At 59.5% G+C, this 21,386-nt stretch carries 19 protein-coding genes and 1 pseudogene; 6 read left to right on the top strand and 14 right to left on the bottom strand.

Annotation, left to right across the window (positions count from 1 at the left end; genetic code table 11):
- The first annotated feature begins 61 nt into the window (after window positions 1-61).
- On the top strand, window positions 62-847 hold the full coding sequence (locus LJX92_RS12205; protein WP_032875800.1) for a sulfite exporter TauE/SafE family protein: 786 nt from the start codon (window positions 62-64) through the stop codon (window positions 845-847).
- Window positions 848-1,438: 591 nt separating this feature from the next.
- On the opposite strand, the gene LJX92_RS12210 is transcribed toward LJX92_RS12205, so the two are convergent.
- Window positions 1,439-2,677, bottom strand: a complete 1,239-nt coding sequence (locus LJX92_RS12210; RefSeq protein WP_228309813.1) for an acyl-CoA dehydrogenase family protein — start codon at window positions 2,675-2,677, stop codon at window positions 1,439-1,441.
- A gap of 264 nt (window positions 2,678-2,941) precedes the next feature.
- On the opposite strand from LJX92_RS12210, the gene sfnG reads away from it, so the two are divergent.
- Entirely contained in the window at window positions 2,942-4,051 is a 1,110-nt protein-coding gene (gene sfnG, locus LJX92_RS12215) for a dimethylsulfone monooxygenase SfnG (RefSeq protein ID WP_032875795.1), read from the top strand.
- On the opposite strand, the pseudogene LJX92_RS12220 reads toward sfnG, so the two are convergent.
- Window positions 4,024-4,461: pseudogene (locus LJX92_RS12220) on the bottom strand (GNAT family N-acetyltransferase); the annotation flags it as partial. The gene sfnG and the pseudogene LJX92_RS12220 sit on opposite strands and share 28 nt — an antisense overlap.
- 94 nt (window positions 4,462-4,555) lie before the next feature.
- On the opposite strand from LJX92_RS12220, the gene LJX92_RS12225 reads away from it, so the two are divergent.
- Together LJX92_RS12225 and LJX92_RS12230 are read left to right on the top strand one after the other, a co-directional pair.
- Entirely contained in the window at window positions 4,556-6,142 is a 1,587-nt protein-coding gene (locus LJX92_RS12225) for a RimK family protein (protein WP_078821472.1), read from the top strand.
- A gap of 274 nt (window positions 6,143-6,416) precedes the next feature.
- Window positions 6,417-7,457: a 2-oxoglutarate and iron-dependent oxygenase domain-containing protein gene (locus LJX92_RS12230; RefSeq protein WP_078821471.1), complete on the top strand. Its 1,041-nt coding sequence runs from the start codon at window positions 6,417-6,419 to the stop codon at window positions 7,455-7,457.
- 67 nt (window positions 7,458-7,524) lie between these two features.
- Here the strand turns inward: LJX92_RS12230 and map are convergent, their stop codons facing one another.
- Window positions 7,525-8,307, bottom strand: coding sequence for a type I methionyl aminopeptidase (gene map / locus LJX92_RS12235; RefSeq protein WP_032875785.1), 783 nt, complete (start codon window positions 8,305-8,307; stop codon window positions 7,525-7,527).
- Entirely contained in the window at window positions 8,307-8,507 is a 201-nt protein-coding gene (locus tag LJX92_RS12240; RefSeq protein WP_003190946.1) for a ParD-like family protein, read from the bottom strand. The genes map and LJX92_RS12240 overlap by 1 nt, the downstream gene beginning before the upstream one ends.
- Before the next feature lie 366 nt (window positions 8,508-8,873).
- Here LJX92_RS12240 and LJX92_RS12245 point away from each other — a divergent pair, with 366 nt between their 5' ends.
- Complete coding sequence (locus tag LJX92_RS12245; RefSeq protein ID WP_032875782.1) at window positions 8,874-9,143, top strand: DUF1652 domain-containing protein; 270 nt, start codon at window positions 8,874-8,876, stop codon at window positions 9,141-9,143.
- A gap of 61 nt (window positions 9,144-9,204) precedes the next feature.
- Here LJX92_RS12245 and LJX92_RS12250 read toward each other — a convergent pair whose 3' ends face one another.
- The 10 genes from LJX92_RS12250 to LJX92_RS12295 form a co-directional block, all read right to left on the bottom strand.
- The gene (locus LJX92_RS12250; RefSeq protein ID WP_078821470.1) at window positions 9,205-10,143 is read right to left on the bottom strand and encodes a carbohydrate kinase family protein; all 939 of its coding nucleotides are present in this window, start codon (window positions 10,141-10,143) and stop codon (window positions 9,205-9,207) included.
- 12 nt (window positions 10,144-10,155) lie between these two features.
- Complete coding sequence (gene xylB / locus LJX92_RS12255) at window positions 10,156-11,637, bottom strand: xylulokinase (RefSeq protein ID WP_228309814.1); 1,482 nt, start codon at window positions 11,635-11,637, stop codon at window positions 10,156-10,158.
- Window positions 11,638-11,775: 138 nt separating this feature from the next.
- Window positions 11,776-13,257 carry a mannitol dehydrogenase family protein gene (locus LJX92_RS12260; protein ID WP_228309815.1) on the bottom strand — a complete coding sequence of 494 codons (1,482 nt, stop codon included), beginning with the start codon at window positions 13,255-13,257 and terminating at the stop codon, window positions 11,776-11,778.
- 18 nt (window positions 13,258-13,275) lie between these two features.
- Window positions 13,276-14,379, bottom strand: a complete 1,104-nt coding sequence (locus LJX92_RS12265) for an ABC transporter ATP-binding protein (RefSeq protein ID WP_228309816.1) — start codon at window positions 14,377-14,379, stop codon at window positions 13,276-13,278.
- Between the two features lie 22 nt (window positions 14,380-14,401).
- Window positions 14,402-15,232: a carbohydrate ABC transporter permease gene (locus tag LJX92_RS12270; protein ID WP_032875774.1), complete on the bottom strand. Its 831-nt coding sequence runs from the start codon at window positions 15,230-15,232 to the stop codon at window positions 14,402-14,404.
- A gap of 10 nt (window positions 15,233-15,242) precedes the next feature.
- Window positions 15,243-16,133, bottom strand: coding sequence for a carbohydrate ABC transporter permease (locus LJX92_RS12275; protein ID WP_005788581.1), 891 nt, complete (start codon window positions 16,131-16,133; stop codon window positions 15,243-15,245).
- A gap of 153 nt (window positions 16,134-16,286) precedes the next feature.
- Window positions 16,287-17,609: an ABC transporter substrate-binding protein gene (locus LJX92_RS12280; protein ID WP_005788580.1), complete on the bottom strand. Its 1,323-nt coding sequence runs from the start codon at window positions 17,607-17,609 to the stop codon at window positions 16,287-16,289.
- A 199-nt stretch (window positions 17,610-17,808) separates the two neighbouring features.
- Window positions 17,809-18,057, bottom strand: a complete 249-nt coding sequence (locus LJX92_RS12285) for a DUF6124 family protein (protein WP_032875771.1) — start codon at window positions 18,055-18,057, stop codon at window positions 17,809-17,811.
- A 324-nt stretch (window positions 18,058-18,381) separates the two neighbouring features.
- Window positions 18,382-19,287: an AraC family transcriptional regulator gene (locus LJX92_RS12290; RefSeq protein WP_103734287.1), complete on the bottom strand. Its 906-nt coding sequence runs from the start codon at window positions 19,285-19,287 to the stop codon at window positions 18,382-18,384.
- A gap of 72 nt (window positions 19,288-19,359) precedes the next feature.
- On the bottom strand, window positions 19,360-20,649 hold the full coding sequence (locus tag LJX92_RS12295) for a glycosyltransferase (protein WP_032875765.1): 1,290 nt from the start codon (window positions 20,647-20,649) through the stop codon (window positions 19,360-19,362).
- Between the two features lie 158 nt (window positions 20,650-20,807).
- On the opposite strand from LJX92_RS12295, the gene tpx reads away from it, so the two are divergent.
- A complete protein-coding gene (tpx, locus tag LJX92_RS12300; RefSeq protein WP_032875762.1) occupies window positions 20,808-21,308 on the top strand; it encodes a thiol peroxidase in 501 nt (166 codons plus the stop codon).
- Window positions 21,309-21,386: the final 78 nt, after the last annotated feature.

The raw sequence follows: 21,386 nt of genomic DNA on the forward strand, positions 1-21,386 counted from the left end.
GTGGTTATAAGAAAAATCGCTATCCTGCGGCCAGAAATTTATAAGGCCGCGGGTAGCTGTAATGGATGTAGGTAATTTTGGTTTCGTGGTTGCCGGCCTGATCGTAGGTTTTATCGTGGGCATGACTGGCGTAGGCGGAGGCTCGTTGATGACCCCGATCCTGTTGTGGTTCGGCATCAATCCGGCGACTGCCGTGGGCACTGACTTGCTGTATGCCGCCATCACCAAATCCGGTGGCGTGCTGGTGCACGGCAAGAACAAGAACATCGACTGGACCATCACCGGCTGGCTCACCCTGGGCAGCGTGCCCGCGGTGTTGTTGACCTTATGGTTCCTTGCCAGCTTGCACACCGATCCCAGCGCGATGAACGCGGTGATCAAGCAGGCACTCGGTGTGGTATTGCTGCTGACGGCCCTGGCGATCCTGTTCAAGAAAAGCCTGTTGGCCTTTGCTCAGCGACATGCCGGTGATGACTACCACATGCGCCCGCGCAACCTGAACGCCCTGACCGTGGTGACCGGCGCGGTCCTTGGCACCATGGTAGCCCTGACGTCCATTGGCGCCGGGGCCCTCGGCACGGTGGCGCTGTTTATCCTCTACCCATTCCTGGCCACGCGGCGTCTGGTCGGCACCGAAATCGCCCATGCCGTGCCCCTGACCCTGGTGGCGGGCCTTGGCCACGCGAGCATGGGCAATATGGACTGGCATCTGCTGGGCTTCTTGCTGATGGGCTCGTTGCCGGGGATCTACTTCGGCAGCCATATGACCGGCAAGATCTCCGACAGCGTGTTACGCCCGTGCCTGGCGGTGATGTTGATGGCGGTGGGGTACAAGCTGGCGTTCTGAGCCGCATGTGCTCCACATGTGGGAGGGGGCTTGCCCCCGATTAGCATAGGTATCTACACATCTTTTGGTACGGCGCTACACCCTGTGGGAGGGGCGGTGCGACGATTCGACTTGCTCCCGATGGCTGCCTCAGGGCCGACCAGGATGTTGGATTAGACCGAGTACATATCCGTTATTTAGGTAACGGCTGATATTGGTTCCGCTTTTACAGCGGCTCACTTTTGAAAAGAGCGCAAAAGTAAGCAAAACGCTCTTGCCCCACCACTCGGCACCTCGCTTTGGCTCGGTGTGCCCGTAATCCGCCATGGATTTGGGGGGCCGCCGCCACGCGCCATCCATGGCGCGGGGCGGCTAAACCGGCATCCCTGCCGGTTTACCCCCCAAATCCCTGTCGAATTCCGGCCAGCGTGGTTTGACGGGGCGCCTAAGATCAAGATCAAGAGCGGCTCGCTTCGCATCGTGGTTACGGTCGGCAGCTACAAAGTTGTGTAGATACCTATGCCCCGATAGCGGTAGTTCAGCCAAGGAATTGGATACTGACCCACCGCTATCGGGAGCAAGCCCCCTCCCACAGTTTGACCCAGATCAACTTCAGGCCTTCGCCGGGCCGTTGCCGATTTGCCACACAAACGGTGGCTCTGTCCCGTTGATCACCCAGTCGCCCACGATCCGCGCCTTGTAGATCACCGGATTGTGCGAAGACACCGTCCGTGCGTTGCGCCAATGCCGGTCCAGCGCCTTGCCTTGGCGCACATCCGAGGCCCCTAAGGCGTTGAACAATTGGCTGGTGGCACGCTGGATCAAATCCGAAACCACCACTTGCGCCGTCGCCGACTCAATCTCAGCCGCCACATTGGCTTCGTGTTCGGCCACGTCATTGCCGCCAAAGCGCGCCAGATAAGCCTGTTGCGCCGGCACTGCGGCCTTCAACGCGCTGGCCTGGGCGGCGTATACCAACGCGGCGACTTCGCCCACCACCTGTTGCACCTGCGCATCCTGGCTGACGTGCGTTGCATTGCCATGGCTGTAGATGCGCTGGCGGTTGCGCACCTGGTGGCCCACGTCGATGAGCGCAGCGCGACCGATACCGGCCAGTGTCGCCAGCAACACCAGTTGGTAGAACGCAGTCTGGTATTTGAAGCGGGTGGCAAAGTCGATCAGGTTTTCAATTTCCACCACCGCGTCGGTAAACCGCGAGGTGCCGCTGCCGGTGGTGCGCTGGCCAAAGCCGTCCCAGTCATCGCGCTGCACTACGCCTGGCTGATGGGTGCGGGTGGCGGCGATCACGGCGCCGCCGGTGTCGCTGCGTTGAGCGTAAACATCGATCCAGTCCGAGAACAGGCTGCCGGTGCTGTAGAACTTTTCGCCGTTGAGTTTCCAGCGGTCGCCGTCAGGGCTGACCTGGGTCACCACCTCACCGATGGCCACCGTGCCGATTTCGGTCCAGGCGCAGCCGACGATATCGCCATCGACAAAACGCTTGAACCACAGATCACGGCTTGCGCCGGGTGGCGCATTCAGGCGGTCTTCGGCAAATGCGAAGTGCCCGCGCAGGGCCTGGGGCACGTTGGAGTCGGCCGCTGCCAGTTCGATCAACAGTTCAAACAACTGCGGCAGTGACGCGCCATCACCGCCGTATTCCACCGGCACCCGCACCGCGCCAAAACCAGCGTCCTTGAGCCATTGAATCGGTTCGTAGGGCAGTGTGCGGCTGTGCTCGCGCTCAACCGCACCCTCGGCGATGCGCTGGAAGATCGGCCGAAAACGTGCGGCCAGCGCAGGGTAATCGGCGCCGGTAGACAGCGGGTTGATGACGTGATGTTCAGTCATGGGTAGGGCTCCTGGCAGTGATCGAATGTGCTGGAGATTGCACAGTTCGTGCCGGGACTTTGCTCCCCTGTTTGCGGTACGAGAGGGTGATTGGGTGTTGCTCCTGCAACAGCAGATCGACAAACCGCTGCGATCGGTGACATTGCCGGCAGGCTGATCAGATATCCGTTTTTTAACGCAGCGCCCATGGCGCGGGCATTTGCGGGTGACTGGCACGCTTGCTGCGTAAGCTACATGACATCCATTTGTGCGAGGTACCGTCCGATGAGTCAGCAAGCCGTGAAATTTGCCTATTGGGTGCCCAACGTCAGCGGTGGGCTGGTGGTCAGCAAGATCGAACAGCGCACTCACTGGGGCATCGACTACAACCGCAAACTGGCGCAGTTGGCCGAAGCCGCAGGCTTTGAATACGGCCTGACCCAGATTCGCTTCACCGCCGGTTATGGCGCCGAAAACCAGCATGAGTCCGTGGCGTTCAGCCATGCTTTGCTGGCGGCGACCACCACGCTCAAAGTGATCGCGGCGATCCTGCCAGGTCCCTGGCAACCGGCGTTGGCGGCCAAGCAATTGGCGACCATCGACCAGCTCACCAATGGCCGTATTGCGGTGAATATCGTCAGTGGCTGGTTCAAGGGCGAGTTCCAGGCCATTGGCGAACCCTGGCTGGAGCACGATGAGCGCTACCGTCGTTCAGAAGAATTCATCCGCGCCCTCAAAGGCATCTGGACCCAGGACGATTTCACCTTCAAGGGCGATTTCTATCGTTTCAACAACTACACCCTCAAGCCCAAGCCATTGGGCCAGCCAGAGGTTTTCCAGGGGGGTAGTTCACGGGCGGCACGGGACATGGCGGCGCGGGTCTCGGACTGGTACTTCACTAACGGCAACACCCCCGAAGGCATCAAGGCCCAGGTCGATGATATCCGCGCCAAGGCCGCTGCCAATCACCATTCGGTTAAGGTCGGCGTGAACGCCTTTGTGATCGCCCGCGACACCGAAGAAGAAGCCCGGGCCGTGCTGGCGGAAATCATCGACCAGGCCGACCCGGAAGCGGTCAACGCCTTTGGTGATGCCGCCAAGCAGGCGGGCAAGGCTTCGCCGGAAGGCGAGGGCAACTGGGCCAAGTCCAGCTTCGAAGACCTGGTGCAGTACAACGATGGCTTCAAGACCAACCTGATTGGCACCCCGCGGCAGATCGCCGAACGCATTGTCGCGCTCAAGGCCGTGGGCGTGGACCTGGTGCTCGCGGGCTTTCTGCATTTTCAGGAAGAGGTGGAGTACTTCGGCAAACGTGTTTTGCCGCTGGTGCGTGAGCTGGAAGCCACGGCCGATGCAGGCGCGAGCGGTTTTTCCAGGCACAAGGCAGCTGTGTGATCTTCGTAGTAGTCGTCGACCCAGGCAAAGCGCCGATAGCCATTGCGCTCATACAGGGAGAGTGCGCCGGGGTTGTCGGTGCGCACTTGCAGACGCAGGTACGCGCAATCGTTGGCCAGGGCGCAGGCTTCGATGTGCTCCAGTAACTGATGGCCCAGACCGATGCCTCGAGCGTGCTCGGCAATGGCGATGGAATACAAGCGCGCCAGCCGGGCGCCACGACGAAACAGCACCAGCCCATAGCCGAGCAGTTCACCGTGCTGTTGCACAAGCCACAACTGGCCATTGGCCCGGCTGATCATCCAGCGCAGACTGCGCGAAGACAGCCGATCACTGCTGAAACACTGCTGCTCCAACGCCACTAATGCAGGCACATCGTCGAGGGTTGCAACGCGAAAGAAAAGAGCCATAAGACCACCGTAAAAGTTGCGTAACGAAACGGGACTTCCCTAAAAGATCGTGCTTAATAGAAAAGGTCGAGTTCTCTAAAGCGGATCAACTATTATGTCGGCGGTACAAGGTCATTGGCGTCAAGTATCCGAGCAAACAGTTGCGGCGACAATAACGTCCAACGGTTATTTTTCCGCGCCACCCCGAAGTTCGAGCCAAGTGGTGATTATTGTCGAGCGCAAGGAAGATTGGGCCTCCTATTTTCCCAGCGAGGATATCGTCACCGCCCAGGAGTACCTGGAGCAGACCCGGGAAAACGAAACAGGCAAGCGCGTACAGGTAATCAACCTGTGCCGCAGCTACAAGTACCTGGGGCACGGCTACTACTGCTCGTTGCTGGCCGAGGCGCGTGGGCACAAGGTGATTCCATCGGTGCGCACCATCAGCGAACTGACCAGGAAAGCCCTGTATGGCCTGTCTCTGGATGATCTGGACAAAAGCCTGGAAAAGGCCCTGAGTCATCATCTCTACAGCAATACCGAAGGCTTTACCCTGACACTGTATTTCGGTCGGACCACGATAGAACCTTTGCAGGAGTTAGCGCGCCAGTTGTTTGAAACCTTTCCCTGTCCGATCTTGTTAGTTGAATTCCGTCAACATAACGGCTGGCATATCGAAGGCGTTAAGTCTGGCGTATTGCACAAGTTACGCGACGATCAGGAAGACCAATTCGCCCACGCCCTCGACAACTTCAGTCGCAAGGTCTGGCGTCAGCCGCGCTCACGTCGGTTGGCCCGTTATGACCTGGCAATTCTTCACGATCCTCAGGAGCAACTGCCTCCGTCCAACCCCCGCGCCCTGGAAAATTTCATACGGGTCGGCAAGGGCCTGGGCATTGATGTGGAGTTGATCGAGCGCAAGGATTACGCGCGCCTGGCCGAGTACGACGCCTTGCTCATCCGTGAGACTACCAGCGTCGATAACCATACCTACCGTTTCGCCAAGAAAGCCGAAAGCGAGGGGCTGGTGGTGATGGATGACCCCGCATCGATCCTGCGCTGCACCAACAAGGTCTATCTCACCGACCTGCTGAACAGCCATCAACTGGGCATGCCGGCCACCGAGATTCTTTACAAGGAGCGGCCGGAAGATTTCGAGCGCGTCGGCGAGCGCCTGGGTTTCCCACTGGTGTTGAAGATCCCCGATGGCTGTTTCTCCCGAGGGGTGATAAAGGTCGAAAGCCAGGCGGCGTTGCTCAAGGCCACGGCCGAGCTGTTCGAGCATTCGGTACTGCTGCTGGCCCAAGAGTTCTTCTACACCGAATACGACTGGCGCATCGGCGTGCTCAACCGTAAACCGATTTTCGCCTGCCAGTACTTCATGTCCAAGGGGCATTGGCAGATCTACAACCACAAGGCCATTGGCCAGGCCGTCAACGGTGAGTGTCGCACCCTGGCGGTCCACGAAGCGCCAAAAGCCGTGGTGGAACTGGCAGTGAAGACTGCCAACCTGATCGGCGACGGCCTCTATGGCGTGGACCTCAAGCAGTCCGGCGACAAAGTGGTGGTGATTGAGGTCAACGACAACCCCAACCTGGATGCGGGCATCGAAGATGCCTACCTGCAGGACGATCTGTATGGCTTGGTGCTGGAGGAGTTTGTGCGCCGCCTGGAGCTTAAACGCCAGGGTCAGGTATGGTAACAATCAAGCAGACCGCTGAAACTCGCGGTTGCCAGGGCAGGAAGGCGAGCAACCTTTACCTGCCGTCGGACGGTTGATTCGATGCCAGTTAAACCGACATCCGGTTATGTTCAGGTTGTCCGCCGGAGTCTATAAATACCGTTCCCAGATGGGAATATAACGACGTTCATGATTCAGGCTCGCAACGTTGGGCCTGAAGCAGTTCCGTTGATGGAGCAGTTCAGCGTCACATTTGTGAGTGCACGTCTCTTTAATGGATTTAAGGAGACACGACATGACTGACTTAATAACTTTTGCCCTGCCTGAAGCTGTAACTGATAGCAAGGCCGATCGCCAATTGGGCCGAGCGCTCATAGATGCTTGGCGCAAAGACGGTATTTTTCAGATCAGCATCCATGACGAACAGGACCAGAAGGTCAAGCGCGCCATGGCAGCCAGCAAGGCTTTTTTCAAACTGCCCCGGGAAGAGAAGTCGCGCTTAGTCAGCAGTCTTACCTATGCAGGGTATGTTGCTTCTGGCGAAGAGGTCACGGCTGGCGAGCAGGATCAATCGGAAATTTTCACCATTTGCAAAGATCTGCCACTGGAGGATCAGCGCGTTGTAGACGGCTGGCCGTGCCACGGTCCCGTGCCATGGCCCAATGACGAATACCGCGACAGCATGAAAGCCTTCCTGGAGGAATTGGGTGACACGGGCGAAAAGTTGTTGAAGCTGGTGGCACTCGGACTGGGATTGGAAATAAATGCTTTGACGCAGCTTAGCGAGGATGGCTGGCACCATATGCGTGTTCTGCGTTTCCCTGCCGAGTCGGCGCAAACCTGCCGAGGTATTGGGGCCCATACCGACTACGGCATGCTGGTGATCGCTACTCAGGATGAGGTGGGAGGTTTGTATATTCGGCCTCCGGTCGACGGCGAACATCGCAAGCGCAACTGGTTGCCTGACGAAAGCACTGCAGGTTTATTCGAAAACGACGAGCCCTGGACGTTCGTGAAACCGGTACCGCGCGTGTTCACAGTGTTTCCGGGTGATATTTTGCAATTCATGACCGATGGACTTCTGCTCTCGACGCCTCACAAGGTCAAGCTAAACTCACGTGAGCGTTTTGCCATGGCCTACTTTCACGAGCCGAGTTTCAGCGTTTCAGCCAAGCCATTATTCAGTCAGAGCTGTACTGAACGTATTCATTACGGCACACATTTCACCAACATGTTTATGCGTTGCTATCCGCAACGGATAACGACCCAGTGCATTCTCAAGGAGAATCGCTTGAGCCACCTGGAAGGTATTAGTCTGGCCCACGCGCACCCTTGAGTTCGTTACGCTCCCGAGCGGGTAGGCCGCTCGGGAGACTTTTCAATGGCCGATCAGCGCCCATTGCTCAAGGTAGTGATTCCACCGGTTCTGCATCAGTTTGTTTTTGCAACGTGAGCACCTCAAACCCGTCCGCCGTCACTGCCACAGTATGTTCCCACTGCGCCGACAGACTGTTGTCCTTGGTCACCACCGTCCAGCCATCCTTGAGACTGCGCGTCTTGGCGCCGCCCTGGTTGAGCATGGGCTCCACGGTAAACACCATACCTTCGCGCAGAACGAGGCCGGTGCCAGGGCGGCCGAAGTGCAGGATCTGTGGCTCTTCATGCATCTGTTTGCCGATGCCATGGCCGCAGTATTCACGCACCACGCTGTAGCCGTTGGCCTGGGCGTGACTCTGAATCGCATGACCGATATCACCCAGGCGAGCGCCGGGCTTGACCTGGCGGATGCCGGCCCACATCGCCTCGAAGGTCATTTCTACCAGGCGTTTGGCCTTGGGCGCCACGTTACCGATCATGTACATCTTGCTGGAGTCGGCAATGAAACCGCCTTTTTCCAGGGTGATGTCGATGTTGATGATGTCGCCGTCCTTGAGGAACTGCGTGGCGCTGGGCATGCCATGGCACACCACTTCGTTGATCGAGGTGTTGATGCAAAAGGGGTAGTCGTACTGACCCAGGCTGGCGGGGCGGGCCTTGAGTTCGTGGCGGATGAAGGCTTCGACGGCGCTGTCCAGCTCAAGAGTGGAGAGGCCGGCGGCGACATAACCGTCGAGCATGTCGAACACCTGGGCCAGCAGGCGCCCCGACTCTCGCATCACGGCCAGTTGGGCGGCTGTCTTGATCATCAGCTGCGCCCCCGGATCAGGTCGGGCTTGTCCAGCAACAACTTGTTGATCAGCTCGTTGTAGGGCAGGTGCGGGTTGAGCTCGGCGAGCAGGCCGATCTTGATCCAGAACTCGGCCTGGGCGTTGATGGAGCGGTCCATGGCGGCGCTGGCCAGGCGAAGCTGTTCGTGCAGTTGGTCGGTGATTTTGACGATGCCCATGAGGTTCACTGTGTAGGTTTGATATACAAAGCGTATACGTTTCGTATGCTTTGCGTAAACCCCTGGTTCAAATGAGGCGCGCGATAGTTGCGACATGTTGCCGAAAAGAGCGTCGACACAGGTTGCTGTTTGAACTGACATGCAGGGTTAAACGTTTAATCGCAGTGGTTCGACGATTATTTAAAGGCTGCAATCGGCTTCATATTAATCGGCAGGTCGCTTATGAAGAAAAGTTACAACAATGCTGAGATTTGCCGAGTAGGCTGGGTGAGTACAGGCGTCTGCCAGGGTTGGCAAGACGGGGCAGGCTAGCGCCTGCCAGCCCATAAAAACTGATTGGCAGTCTCAAAAAAGGAGAGGTTGGCCATGCTTTCGGAACTGGAACTTCGCAGCATTATTGAAGGAAGTTTTCTGCCTAAACGGTGCGAATGCACCAAAGCCGAGGATGCTTCGTTGACGATCAAGGTGTATGACGACCGCGACCGTGACCGGGTGGACTTGGAAGTCAAAGGTATAAACGCCGACAAACTCGACAGCAGTCGAGCCATTTGCAACCTGATCGCCGGTTTGCGTGAAGACCTCAAGCACACCCAGACCCACACCCTGCGTCGAGCAGGAGGGCGCGGTTATTTCTAGTTAAGCCTTGAATTCAAGTTGACCCAGGGCCTGGCATTCGCCAGGCCCATTGTTATGCGCGTCAGCCCAGCTGATGACGGTACGGCAGGTCGGGGCCGGTCTTGGTACAGGTCAACGCGGCAGCCCGAATCGCAAAGCCGAGCATGTTATCAATCTGCACGCGCGTGAGCTGTTGCAGGCCAGTCACTGAGTCAAGCTGATGCTCGGTCAGCCAGGCAATCAACGCGGCCTGGAAGGTGTCGCCGGCGCCCACAGTGTCAGCCATCACCACCTTGACTGCCGGCGCCGACCAGTTGCCGTGCTGACGGCTGAATACGCTGGCGCCATCGCCGCCGCGGGTGAGGAACACCAGTTGGCAGCGGTGTTGCAGCCAACCGTGCAGCACACTTTCGGGTGACTGGTCGGGGTAGAGCAGGTGCAGGTCTTCGTCGCTGACCTTGATCAGGTCGGCATGTGTGACCAGCTCGGCGACGCGATCACGCCATAGTTGGATGTCCGGCTGCGGGTTAAGGCGCACGTTAGGGTCCAGGCTGATCAGGCGCTTGCCGCTTTCGCGCTTGACCAGCGCCAACAGGGTGTCGCCAATCGGTTGCACCACCAGTGAGAACGAGCCGATATGCAGCCCGCGCACCTCTTCGCCGAGTACCGGCAAATGCGCGACTTCCAGCAACCGATCCGCACAGCCTTCGCCACGGAAGTTGTACTGCGGTGAGCCATTGGCGCCCACAGCGACCATCGACAACGTGGTCGGCGCGGCAAATTCCACCAGGAACTGCTCGCTGACCCCTTCATCTTTCAGCACCTGCAACAAGCGCCGGCCGAGGAAGTCGCTGGACAGGCCGCCGAACAACCCGGCTTCAATCCCCAGGCGGCGCAGGCCCACGGCCACATTGAATGGCGAGCCCCCGGCAATCGCCTTGTAATTGACTTTGGCGGCCTGCCCGCTGGCATCCTCCTCGCTGAAAAAATCAAACAGCGCCTCACCACACACCAGATACATAGTCGTTCGCTCTTAAAGGGATGCCACGTGCTGTTGATAACGCTCATACGCCTGTTGATAGGCGCTGACACTCTCGGTTGCCGGCAAGGTGAGGCTGGCCGGGTCGACGCTCACACATTTGTCGCACAGGCTGGCCAAGGGTTCGCCGCTCTGGCACCAGGCGGCCTGGATTGCCGCGCCCAGGGCGGCGGCTTCGCTCTGTTCGGTGCACACCACTTCGGTGTGCATGATATCGGCGACCATCTGCCGCCACACCGGGCTTTTCGAGCCGCCGCCGATCAGGCGGATGCTCTGGCTTTGCAAGCCGGTCTGGCGCAGCAGGTCAAGGCCATAGCGCAGGCCGAAGGTGGTGCCCTCGACCACGGCGCGGCACAGGTTGGCGCGGGTCAGGTTGGTCATGGTCAGACCGTGCAGGCTGCCGGTGGCGTGGGGCAGGGCAGGCACGCGTTCGCCATTGAGAAACGGCAGCATGCTCACCCCGTCGGCGCCAATCGGGGCTTGTTCGACCAAGGCGTTGAACGCCTGCAAGTCGAGTTCGAACAGCTCGCGAATTACCCCGGTGGCGTTGGTCAGGTTCATGGTGCAGATCAGCGGCAGCCAGCCGCCACTGGACGAGCAAAAGGTCGCTACCGACGCCTGCGGGCTGACGTTGGGCTGGTCGGCAAACGCATACACGGTGCCTGATGAGCCCAGGCTCATGGTGATCACGCCGGGAGCGATATTGCCGGTGCCGATGGCGCCCATCATATTGTCGCCGCCGCCGCTGGACACCACGGCGTTGGGGTTGATGCCCAGGTGCTCGGCAATGGCCGGCAGGATCGTGCCCACCGCCTGGTCGGCTTCGATCAACTGCGGCAGCGCTGCCTCCAGGCGGCCGCCGGGGTCGATGTGCCTGAGCAGCGCCACATCCCAGGTGCGGCTGCGCACGTCAAAGTAACCGGTGCCCGAGGCGTCGCCGTACTCGGCGCAGGCGCGACCGGTGAGCCAGTAGTTGAGGTAGTCGTGGGGCAGCAGGATATGGGCGATGCGGGCAAATACGTCCGGGTGCTGTTCACGGGTCCAGAGCAGTTTGGAGACGGTGTAGCCCGGCGCGATGGCTACGCCCAGGCGTTCCAGGGAGCCGCTTTCGCCGCCCAGGTGTGCCAGCAGGCGCTCGTTCTCCGGCGCGGTTTCGGTGTCGCACCATAACTTGGCCGGGCGCAGCACTTCACCTTGTTCGTCCAGCAGCACCAGGCCGTGCTGCTGGCCGGAAACGCCGATGCCAAGGATGTCCTGGCCGTCCACCCCGGCTTGTTGCAGGGCACGGTGGGTGGCTTCGGTGAAGGCGTCCAGCCATTCCTGGGTGTGTTGCTCGCGCCGGCCGTTGGCGCCGCTGATCAAGGTATGCGCGGCGGCGCCCAGGCCCAGCACCTTGCCGCTGGAGGCGTCGAGGACGATGGCCTTGGTGCCTTGAGTGCCGCAGTCGATTCCGAGGAACAGGTTTTGCTGGGTCATGATGGAGTGCTCAGCAGTATTATTTTTGGATTGGTAACCCGGTCAAGTGTGGGAGGGGGCTTGCTCCCGATGAGGGAGTGTCAGTCAAATACCTTTCTCTGACCTACCGCTATCGGGAGCAAGCCCCCTCCCACAGTTTTAATCCGGTTTGTTCAGGAGTTGTTGCAGGGTTTGGGTGACGCCTTTGTCGCGCAGGCTTGCATAGCACCGCTCAAACGCTGCCACAAACTCAGCGGACTTGGGAATAGCCGTGCCAAAAATCTCCTCTACCCCCAGCAACCGCTGGCTGATCAGTGTGTCATCACTCACCAGCCCCTGGCAGTACTCGGCCCTTGGATCGGGGATCTTGTAGCTCACGCCATTCTCATCCACCCCTTTCAAATACAAGGCCCAGGCCGCCACTACCAGCGCTGCACGCTTAGTCTCGCGGCCATCGGCAATCAAGCGATTGATGGTCGGCACGGTGAACTTGGGAAACTTCGACGAACCATCGGAACACACCCGTTCCAACTGGTCGGCAATCGCCTGGTTGGAAAAGCGCTCCACCAGCGTCTGCTTGTACGCCGTCAGGTCGATGCCCGGCACCGGCGCCAGGTTCGGCGTAACGTCCAGGTCCATGTACGCACGCATATACGCCACGAACAGCGGGTCGTTCATGGTCTCGTGGACAAACCGATAACCCTTGAGAAAACCCAGGTAGGTGAGGGCCAGGTGGCTGCCGTTGAGCAAGCCGATCTTCATCTCTTCGTAAGGCGTGACGTCATCGGTGAACTGCACGCCGACCTTCTCCCAGGCCGGGCGACCGTTGACGAACTTGTCTTCCAGTACCCACTGCACAAACGGTTCGCACACCACCGGCCAGGCATCGTCGACGCCATGTTCATCATGCAGTTGCAGGCGGTGGGCGGTGCTGGTCATTGGCGTGATGCGGTCGACCATGGCGTTCGGGAAGCTCACGTTGGTTTTGATCCAGTCATGCAGCTCGGCGTTGTGTAGCGCGGCGAAGGCCAGCAGTGCCTTGCGCGTGACGGCGCCGTTGTGCGGCAGGTTATCGCAGGACATGACGGTAAATGCCGCAGTGCCGGCGGCGCGGCGTTGGGTGAGCGCTGCGCAGATAAAACCGAACACGGTTTTGGGTGTCTTGGGGTGCGCCAGGTCATGCTGGATCTGTGGCAGGTGGGCCATGAATTCGCCGTTGCTGTCATCAATGCAGTAGCCGCCCTCGGTGATGGTCAACGAGACGATGCGGATAGCCGGGTCAGCCAGTTTGTCGATCAACGCCTGGGCGCCGTCTTCGGCCAGCAGCATATTGCTGAGGGCGCCGATGACGCGTACTTCGGTGTCGTCGGTGTCACCTAGCTCATACAGGGTAAACAAGTAATCCTGGCCGGCCAGGTCGTCGCGAGCCTTGCGGTCCTCGGCACGCAGGCCCACGCCACAAATGCCCCAGTCCAGGCCCTCGCCGGTATTCATCAAGGCGTCGGTGTAATACGCCTGGTGTGCGCGGTGAAAGCCACCGACGCCGATATGGGCGATGCCCTGGCGGGTGTCGGCAAGCGCATAAGCCGGGATTTTCACTTGCGGCGCCAACTGCGTGAGATTGTGTTTATTCAGTTTCATCTAAAAATACTCGCGGAGTCAGGCGGCTGCGCGCAGTGGGCGGGCCACCGCTACGCCGTCAGTGTCGAACAGATGGCAGTGCGCCGAGTCCAGGTGCAGGTGCAACGTCTCGCCGTACTGGCTGGCCATGTCGCCGCGAATCCGCATGGTCAGCGGTTCGCCATTGGCGGTGATGACGTGGCAGAAGGTGTCGCTGCCCAGGCGCTCGCCAACGTCAGCGGTGACGGTCAGGGTGGTTTGCCCTGGCGCGGCGATTTCCAGATGCTCGGGACGAATGCCCAGGGTCACCGCGCTGCCGACGCTCAAGGTCGCGCCACTCAACGGCAGGCTGATCAGGGTGCCAGCGTCCAATTGCACGTCGCAGCCATGGCCTTCGACACGCGTGACCTTGCCCTTGAGAAAGCCCATCTTCGGCGTGCCGAGAAAGCCGGCCACAAACAGGTTGGCCGGTTGGTGATACAGCTCCAACGGCGAGCCGACCTGCTCGATACGGCCACTGTTGAGCACCACCACCTTGTCGGCCAGGGTCATGGCTTCGACCTGGTCGTGGGTCACGTAGATCATGGTGGCTTGCAGTTCTTTATGCAGGCGCGCCAGTTCCAGGCGCATCTGCACGCGCAGCGCCGCGTCGAGGTTGGACAGCGGCTCGTCGAACAGGAAGATTTTCGGGTTACGCACAATCGCCCGGCCAATCGCCACGCGCTGGCGCTGGCCGCCGGACAGTTGCTTGGGCTTGCGCTCCAGCAGCGGCCCCAGTTCCAGGATGCGCGCCGCTTCGCTGACCTTGCTCTCGACCAGCTTCTTGTCGACACCGGCCAGGTCCAGGGCAAACGACATGTTCTTGCGCACGCTCATGTGCGGGTACAGCGCGTAGGTCTGGAACACCATGGCCAGGTCGCGCTTGGCCGGGGTCACTTCGGTGATGTCGCGGCCATCCAGTTCGATGGTGCCTTCCGTGACTTCTTCCAGGCCGGCGATCAGGCGTAGCAGGGTGGATTTGCCGCAGCCCGACGGGCCGACGAACACCACGAATTCCTTGTCGTTCACTTCAAGGTCAATGCCCTTGATGATCGAGAAACCTTCGAAGCCTTTTTGCAGATTCTTGATTTTCAGGTTAGCCATGATGGGCCTCCTTTTCGAATTATTATTTGACGGCGCCGAAGGACAAACCGCGCACCAGCTGTTTCTGGCTGATCCAGCCAAAGATCAGGATCGGCGCGCAGGCCAGGGTCGAGACGGCGGACAACTTGGCCCAGAACAAACCTTCGGGGCTGGAGTAGGAGGCGATCAGTGCGGTCAACGGCGCAGCGCTCGACGAGGTCAGGTTCAGCGACCAGAACGCCTCGTTCCAGCACAGGATCAGCGACAGCAACACCGTGGAGGCCAGGCCACCCTTGGCGATCGGCAACAGCACGCGGACCATTTCCTGCCACAGGGTGGCGCCGTCCAGGCGGGCGGCTTCGAGGATGTCCTTGGGGATGTCCTTGAAGTAGGTGTACACCATCCACACCACGATCGGCAGGTTGATCAGGGTGTAGATGATGATCAGCGCGATACGCGTGTCCAACAGGCCAAGGCTCTTGGCCAACAGATAGATCGGCATCAGCACGCCCACCGGTGGCAGCATCTTGGTCGACAGCATCCACAGCAGCGTGCCCTTGGTGCGCTGGGTTTCGTAGAACGCCATGGAGTAGGCGGCCGGCACCGAGATCAGTAGGCACAGGGCAGTGGCGCTGAACGAAATCACCACCGAGTTCCAGGCGTAGGCGAAGTAGTTGCTGCGTTCGTTGATGTGCAGGTAGTTCTCCAGCGTCGGCGTGAAGATGAACTGCGGCGGGGTGGCGAACGCATCGATTTCAGTCTTGAAGCTGGTCAGCACCATCCAGAAGATCGGGAAGAAAATCAGGATCGCGATGGCCCAGGCCAACGTACCGAGTAGCAGGCTTTGCAGGCGGCGGGATTGTTGAAGTGTCATGGCGCGGCCCTCAAGGCTTGTCAGTCAGGTTTTTGCCGATCATCCGCACCAGGATGATCGCCGCGATATTGGCGATGACCACGGCAATCAAGCCACCGGCCGAGGCCATGCCCACGTCGAACTGCACCAGCGCCTGGTTGTAGATCAGGTAGGCGAGGTTGGTCGAGGCGTAACCCGGGCCACCGTTGGTGGTGGTGAAGATTTCGGCGAACACCGAGAGCAGGAAGATGGTTTCGATCATCACCACCACGGCAATCGGGCGGGCCAGATGGGGCAGGGTCAGGTGCCAGAAGATCGCAATGGCGCCGGCACCGTCCAGGCGTGCAGCTTCCTTTTGCTCCTGGTCCAGGGACTGCATGGCGGTCATCAGCAGCAGGATCGCGAAGGGCAGCCACTGCCACGACACAATGATGATGATCGACAGCAGCGGGTAGTGCGCCAGCCAATCCACCGGCTCGGCGCCGAAGAACTTCCACACGGCGGCGAGGATCCCCGACACCGGGTGGAAAATCAGGTTTTTCCAGATCAGCGCGCCGACGGTGGGCATGATGAAGAATGGCGAAATCAACAGCACCCGCACGATGCCACGCCCCAGGAACTCACTGGCCTCCAGCAGCGCGCTGATCAACACGCCGAACACCACACTGATCAGCAACACGCTGCCCACCAGCAACAGGGTATTGGTAGCGCCGGGCAGGAAACCCGAGTCGGTGATGAAGTAGCTGAAGTTTTCCAACCCCACGAATTGGTTTTCGCCGGGGTAGAGCAGGTTGTAGCGGATCAGCGAAAAGTACAGGGTCATGCCCAGAGGCACGATCATCCACAGCAGCAACAAGGCCACCGAGGGGCTGACAAGGAACCAGCCGGGGTTGGCCAGGCGGTTTTTGGCGGGTGTATTCATTAGAATCAAGACCAGTCAGATACGAATCGGAGCGCGGTCAGTGTGGGAGGGGGCTTGCTCCCGATAGCGGTGTATCAGTCACACAATCATCAACTGGTAGATTGCTATCGGGAGCAAGCCCCCTCCCACATTGGACTGTGGTGAGGGCAGGGGTTACTTGGGGTAACCAGCCCGCTTCATTTCACGCTCGGTGGTGGTCTGCGCGGCGGTCAATGCGGCATCCACCGTCTGCTGACCGGTCAACGCACCGGAGAAGAACTTGCCGACCTGGGTACCAATCGCCTGGAACTCAGGAATGGTCACCAACTGGATACCGATATACGGCACCGGCTTCTCGGTCGGCTTGGTCGGGTCCGCCACTTTCAGTGATTCCAGGGTCACCTTGGCGAACGGCGCGGCCTTCATGTACTCGTCGCTGTAGGTGGATTGGCGCGTACCCGGCGGCACATTGGCGATGCCATCGGTCTTGGCCACGAGCTGGCCGTATTCCTTGGAAGTGGCCCAACTGGTGAACACCTTGGCGGCGTCCTTGGCCTTGGAGCTGGTAGGGATCGCCAGGCTCCAGGAGTACAGCCACGAGGTGCCCTTGTCGGTCTTCTCGTGGGGCGCGAACGTGAATCCGACATGCTCGGCGACCTTGCTCTGGCTCTTGTCGGTGACAAACGAACCGGCGACGCTGGCGTCTACCCAGATCGCGCATTTGCCGCTGTTGAACAGCGCCAGGTTCTCGTTGAAACCGTTGCTGGACGCACCCGGCGGGCCGGATTTCTTCATGTTGTCGACGTAGAAGTTCAGCGCGTCCTTCCACTCGGGGCCGTTGAATTGCGGTTGCCATTTCTCATCGAACCAGCGCGCACCGAAGCCGTTGGCCAGGGTGGTGATCAGCGCCATGTTCTCACCCCAACCGGCTTTGCCGCGCAGGCACAGGCCGTATTGCTCTTTGGATTTATCAGTAAGTTTGGCCGCATATTCGCCGATCTGGCTCCAGGTCGGGTGCTCGGGCATGGTCAGCCCGGCGTCCTTGAACAGGTCGGTGCGGTAATAGGTGATCGAGCTTTCGGCGTAGAACGGCAGGGCGTACAGCGAACCCTTGACGGACAAGCCATCACGTACCGAAGGGAACACATCATCAAGGTCGTAGGAGGCCGGCAGGTCCTTCATCGGCTCCAGCCAACCCTTGGCGCCCCACAGTGCGGCTTCGTACATGCCGATGGTCAACACGTCGAACTGCCCGCCCTGGGTAGCAATGTCGGTGGTGAGGCGTTGGCGCAACACGTTTTCTTCGAGCACCACCCAGTTCAACTTGATCTCTGGGTGCTCGGCCTCGAAGGTTTTCGAGAGCTTCTGCATACGGATCATGTCGCTGTTGTTGACGGTGGCAATGGTCAGGGTTTGCGCGCCAAGGCTGACGGCGCTGAGGGTCATGCATGCAGTCATGCAGGAACAGGCAAGCAGAGCTTTTGCTGTGAACTTCATCGCGCACTCCATTTCCGCGCCCAGGGGGCTACAGAAGGACGGTTATTGTTGTTGTGTCTTCCTACAGGTAGCCAGGAAGAGTGTGCGTCGATTACAGCCTTGAAATGGGGTTGTGACAAATCCTTGGGCGCACGCGCACTGATACTTTTTTGCACTCGATGATCGTCCCCGTGGTGCGTGGGGACGATCGATGCCGTATTTAACGCTCGATATCAGCCAGTGCTCGCTCAGCCAGCAAGCGAGATACCTCGATCAACTGGGCAATCCCCAGCGCGCCTTCGCGCCGTGAGCCGTCGAGATCAAAGGCGAAATCGCAGGTGAGGGCGTGGGCAGAGGCGAGGGATTCGCTGAGGTTGACCAGTAGGTCTTGCGTGGAGATGCCGTCTTTTACGGTGAACAGCACGCTGGGTGTTGGATCGATTGGGGGATTTGGGGTGGGCTTGATCATGGTGGAACTCCTGATTTAAGTGGAGCTACCACTGATCGCCGCGACGCGATCGGGTGGTAGCTGTACGCAGGTTCGCGGACCGGAATCAGGAAACCGGCATACCCGAAGGTATCCCGCGCACAGCCACCATAAGGGCGCACAGTAGACGATAAAAAGACGTCAACTGAAAGCGGAAATGGCACTTTGCGTCTGATTAAACCGGGCCGCGACGCCCGACCGCTGCGTGTGCAGCGGTGTACGGAGACTAGAGATTGAGTGTCCTAGGGACAACCTCAAAACCTTGTAAGACGTTTCTGTTTCCTGACGCCTGCCGAACGATCAACCTCAAGCCAAATTCTGCTCAGTCAACCGCTGCACCGCCAATCGCCGGTAGTGGGACGGCGTCATACCCTTAAGCTGCTGAAAACGCCGATTGAAGTTGGAAATATTGTTGAACCCCGACTCAAAACACACATCCGTCACCGCCTTGTCCCCATCGGCCAGCAACTCGCAGGACTTGCTGATGCGCAGCCGATTGACGAATTCAATAAAAGTCCGCCCGGTGGCCTGCTTGAATACACGGGAAAAATACGTCGGTTTCATCCCCAGGTACTCCGCGACTTCCTCCAGCGGCAGCTCGCGCGCGTAGTGGGCAAAGATGTAGTCCACCGCTCGGTTGGTGCGGTCGATGCTGTGTTCATCGGCTTGCTGTGGTGTGGTTACGCCGGACAGCAGCTGGTAGTCCTCACAGGCGCTCAATACCTCCAGCAGGATAAAGAAATGCCCCAGGCGCGCCATGCCGTGGGCGTCTTCAATGTGCTGCATGAGGGTCATGGCGTGGGCAATGGTCTTTTTGCAGCGGAATTCGATGCCGTACTGCGCGCGTTCGAGCAGCGGCGCCAGGCGTTTGAGTTCGGTGAAGATATGGCTGCCGTGTTCGAACAACTCGTCGGTGAAGTTCACCAGCATGTCGCGCTTGGGGACCACTTCGCCTTCTTCCACCTGGCTGATCCAGTTGTGGGGCAGGTTGGGGCCGGTGAGGAACAGGCTTTCCGGGTAGAAGTTGCCGATGTAGTCACCGATAAACACCTTGCCGGAGCTGGCGACGATCAGGTGCAGCTCGTATTCCTTGTGGAAGTGCCAGCGCACCAGCGGGCAGGGGAAGCCGTGCTGGCGATAGATGATGGACAGACCGTTGTGATCGTCCATCAGCTCGTAGGAGGGATCGGTGATGCGCGTTGCTCGGGTCATGCTGCCGTCGCTTTATTGTGGTCGCTGCGTAGGATAATGCCCCGTCGCGCACGACCTCGCCAGCAGCAGTGTTTACAGGTTGCGGTTTTTTGCCTCGATCCACTGGGACATGTACTGGGTACTCTTGTGCGCGTGATGGCGCAGCATACTGCCGGTGAAGTTGTCCCGGCGATGGGCAGCGAGGTTGCGGCGGCATTGCTCCAGGCAGTCCACCAAGGCTGGCCCGTGCAGAGTCTGGTCATAGCGCCGGGCCAGCAGTTGGCGCCCGTGTTCCTGGGCCTGGGTCCAGCGCTCGTGGTCCTGGTAGAGGGCCACAGCAGCGGCGGCCAGGGCCGGGGCGTCGTGTTCGATCACGCCGGGCCAGGGTTGATCATCGCCCATGGCCTCGGCGCCGATCGGGGTGGTGACATTGGGGGTGCCGCAGAGCATGGCGTCGATCAACTTGCCCTTGATGCCCGCGCCAAAGCGCAACGGTGCCAGGCAGATGCGTGCGGCGGTCATGACTTGCAGCGCGTCTTCGGCCCAGTTCATCACATGAAAACCCTGTGCCGGGTTGTGCAGGGCGGTGGCCTTGGGTGGGGTGTAGGCGCCATAGATATGCAGCTGCGCGCCCGGCAACTGTTGGCGAATCAGCGGCCACAGGCTTTGCTTCATCCACAGCACCGCATCCCAGTTGGGCGCGTGGCGGAAGTTGCCGATGCTGAGAAAGTGCGCACGGTCTTCAAACGGCGCAAACGCGGCGGTGGGCGGTTGCAACATCAACGGGCACCAATGGAGCAGAGCGGCGGGCACCTTGAACTGCTCGGTGAGCAGGCGGATTTCCACGTCGGAGATCATCAAGCTGATGTCACAGCGGTAAATCGCGGCGATTTCGCGCTTGGCCAGGTCGGTATCGGCCATGCGCTGGAACTCGTCTTGAAGCGCAGGCGCGAACAGGGCGCTGAAGTCGTCGCTGTCGGGGTTGGCTTTCACCTGCTCCTTGAAACGCTGGTGGCGGGCATCGCGCAGGCTTTGCAGGTCGGAGGTTTCCAGCACGCGCAGGGCGTTGGGGCAGCATTGCTCCACGCGCCAGCCGAATTGCTCCTCCATCATGAAACGGTCGAACAGTACGATATCCGGGGCCAGTTCGCGGATAAAGTCATCGAAACTGCTGTTATTCAGTTCGATGGCGCATTCGGCGATGCCAAGTGCCGGCAAGTCGGCCTTGTGTTCGCCGATGGTCGCAGGGCTGCTGAAGGTAATGTCCCAACCTTGCGTAAGAAAACTCTCAAGGATCTGCATCATATGCCCCCCCGCAGCCGAGGAGCGGGGCTCTGGCCAGACGTAACCAATGACCAGAACTTTGGTGGCAGGCTGATTCATCGACGACGGTTTCCTTGAAGGGCAGGCGAAAAGCGCGCAATTAAACCACAACCTGGCGACATGACAATTTGTGTCTGCGGTAGGTAGCATCGGCACTTTGTGGTTAACTTCGGCCTCTCGAATTCGTTTAACCAAAAACCAGCATAAGGATTCCGTTCATGGCTCAAGTCACCCTCAAAGGCAACACGGTCCAGGTTGAAGGCGAACTGCCGAAAGTCGGCGCCAAAGCCGCAGATTTCACCCTGACCGCCGGCGACCTGTCCGACGCCACCCTGGCCACCTTTGCCGGCAAGCGCAAAGTGCTGAACATCTTCCCAAGCGTTGATACCCCAACCTGCGCCACTTCCGTGCGCAAGTTCAATGCCCAGGCCAACGATGTGGCCAACACCGTGGTGCTGTGCATCTCCACCGACCTGCCATTCGCCCAAGCGCGCTTCTGTGGTTCCGAAGGCCTGGAAAACGTTAAGAACCTGTCGGACTTCCGTGATTCGGATTTCGCCGTTGATTATGGTGTGGCGATTGCCGACGGCCCGCTCAAAGGCCTGACCGCTCGCGCTGTCGTGGTACTGGACGAAAACGACAATGTGCTGCACAGCGAGTTGGTCAAGGAAATCGCTGAAGAGCCAAACTACGATGCGGCCCTGGCTGTATTGAAGTAACTGTTTCTGCGCGTAACTGTCGTTTGGCAGTAACACGTATGATGCATGATTGCGGCCTGGCCTAGTCCAGGCCGTTTT

The sequence above is a fragment of the Pseudomonas sp. HN8-3 genome (assembly GCF_020790195.1).
Classification (GTDB): domain Bacteria; phylum Pseudomonadota; class Gammaproteobacteria; order Pseudomonadales; family Pseudomonadaceae; genus Aquipseudomonas; species Aquipseudomonas synxantha_A.

Bases quoted from the DNA above. Each gene is read 5' to 3' on its own strand.
- LJX92_RS12205 (WP_032875800.1), top strand. From the start codon at position 62: ATGGATGTAGGTAATTTTGGTTTCGTGGTTGCCGGCCTGATCGTAGGT.
- LJX92_RS12210 (WP_228309813.1), bottom strand. From the start codon at position 2,677: ATGACTGAACATCACGTCATCAACCCGCTGTCTACCGGCGCCGATTAC.
- sfnG (WP_032875795.1), top strand. From the start codon at position 2,942: ATGAGTCAGCAAGCCGTGAAATTTGCCTATTGGGTGCCCAACGTCAGC.
- LJX92_RS12225 (WP_078821472.1), top strand. From the start codon at position 4,556: ATGTCGGCGGTACAAGGTCATTGGCGTCAAGTATCCGAGCAAACAGTT.
- LJX92_RS12230 (WP_078821471.1), top strand. From the start codon at position 6,417: ATGACTGACTTAATAACTTTTGCCCTGCCTGAAGCTGTAACTGATAGC.
- map (WP_032875785.1), bottom strand. From the start codon at position 8,307: ATGATCAAGACAGCCGCCCAACTGGCCGTGATGCGAGAGTCGGGGCGC.
- LJX92_RS12240 (WP_003190946.1), bottom strand. From the start codon at position 8,507: ATGGGCATCGTCAAAATCACCGACCAACTGCACGAACAGCTTCGCCTG.
- LJX92_RS12245 (WP_032875782.1), top strand. From the start codon at position 8,874: ATGCTTTCGGAACTGGAACTTCGCAGCATTATTGAAGGAAGTTTTCTG.
- LJX92_RS12250 (WP_078821470.1), bottom strand. From the start codon at position 10,143: ATGTATCTGGTGTGTGGTGAGGCGCTGTTTGATTTTTTCAGCGAGGAG.
- xylB (WP_228309814.1), bottom strand. From the start codon at position 11,637: ATGACCCAGCAAAACCTGTTCCTCGGAATCGACTGCGGCACTCAAGGC.
- LJX92_RS12260 (WP_228309815.1), bottom strand. From the start codon at position 13,257: ATGAAACTGAATAAACACAATCTCACGCAGTTGGCGCCGCAAGTGAAA.
- LJX92_RS12265 (WP_228309816.1), bottom strand. From the start codon at position 14,379: ATGGCTAACCTGAAAATCAAGAATCTGCAAAAAGGCTTCGAAGGTTTC.
- LJX92_RS12270 (WP_032875774.1), bottom strand. From the start codon at position 15,232: ATGACACTTCAACAATCCCGCCGCCTGCAAAGCCTGCTACTCGGTACG.
- LJX92_RS12275 (WP_005788581.1), bottom strand. From the start codon at position 16,133: ATGAATACACCCGCCAAAAACCGCCTGGCCAACCCCGGCTGGTTCCTT.
- LJX92_RS12280 (WP_005788580.1), bottom strand. From the start codon at position 17,609: ATGAAGTTCACAGCAAAAGCTCTGCTTGCCTGTTCCTGCATGACTGCA.
- LJX92_RS12285 (WP_032875771.1), bottom strand. From the start codon at position 18,057: ATGATCAAGCCCACCCCAAATCCCCCAATCGATCCAACACCCAGCGTG.
- LJX92_RS12290 (WP_103734287.1), bottom strand. From the start codon at position 19,287: ATGACCCGAGCAACGCGCATCACCGATCCCTCCTACGAGCTGATGGAC.
- LJX92_RS12295 (WP_032875765.1), bottom strand. From the start codon at position 20,649: ATGAATCAGCCTGCCACCAAAGTTCTGGTCATTGGTTACGTCTGGCCA.
- tpx (WP_032875762.1), top strand. From the start codon at position 20,808: ATGGCTCAAGTCACCCTCAAAGGCAACACGGTCCAGGTTGAAGGCGAA.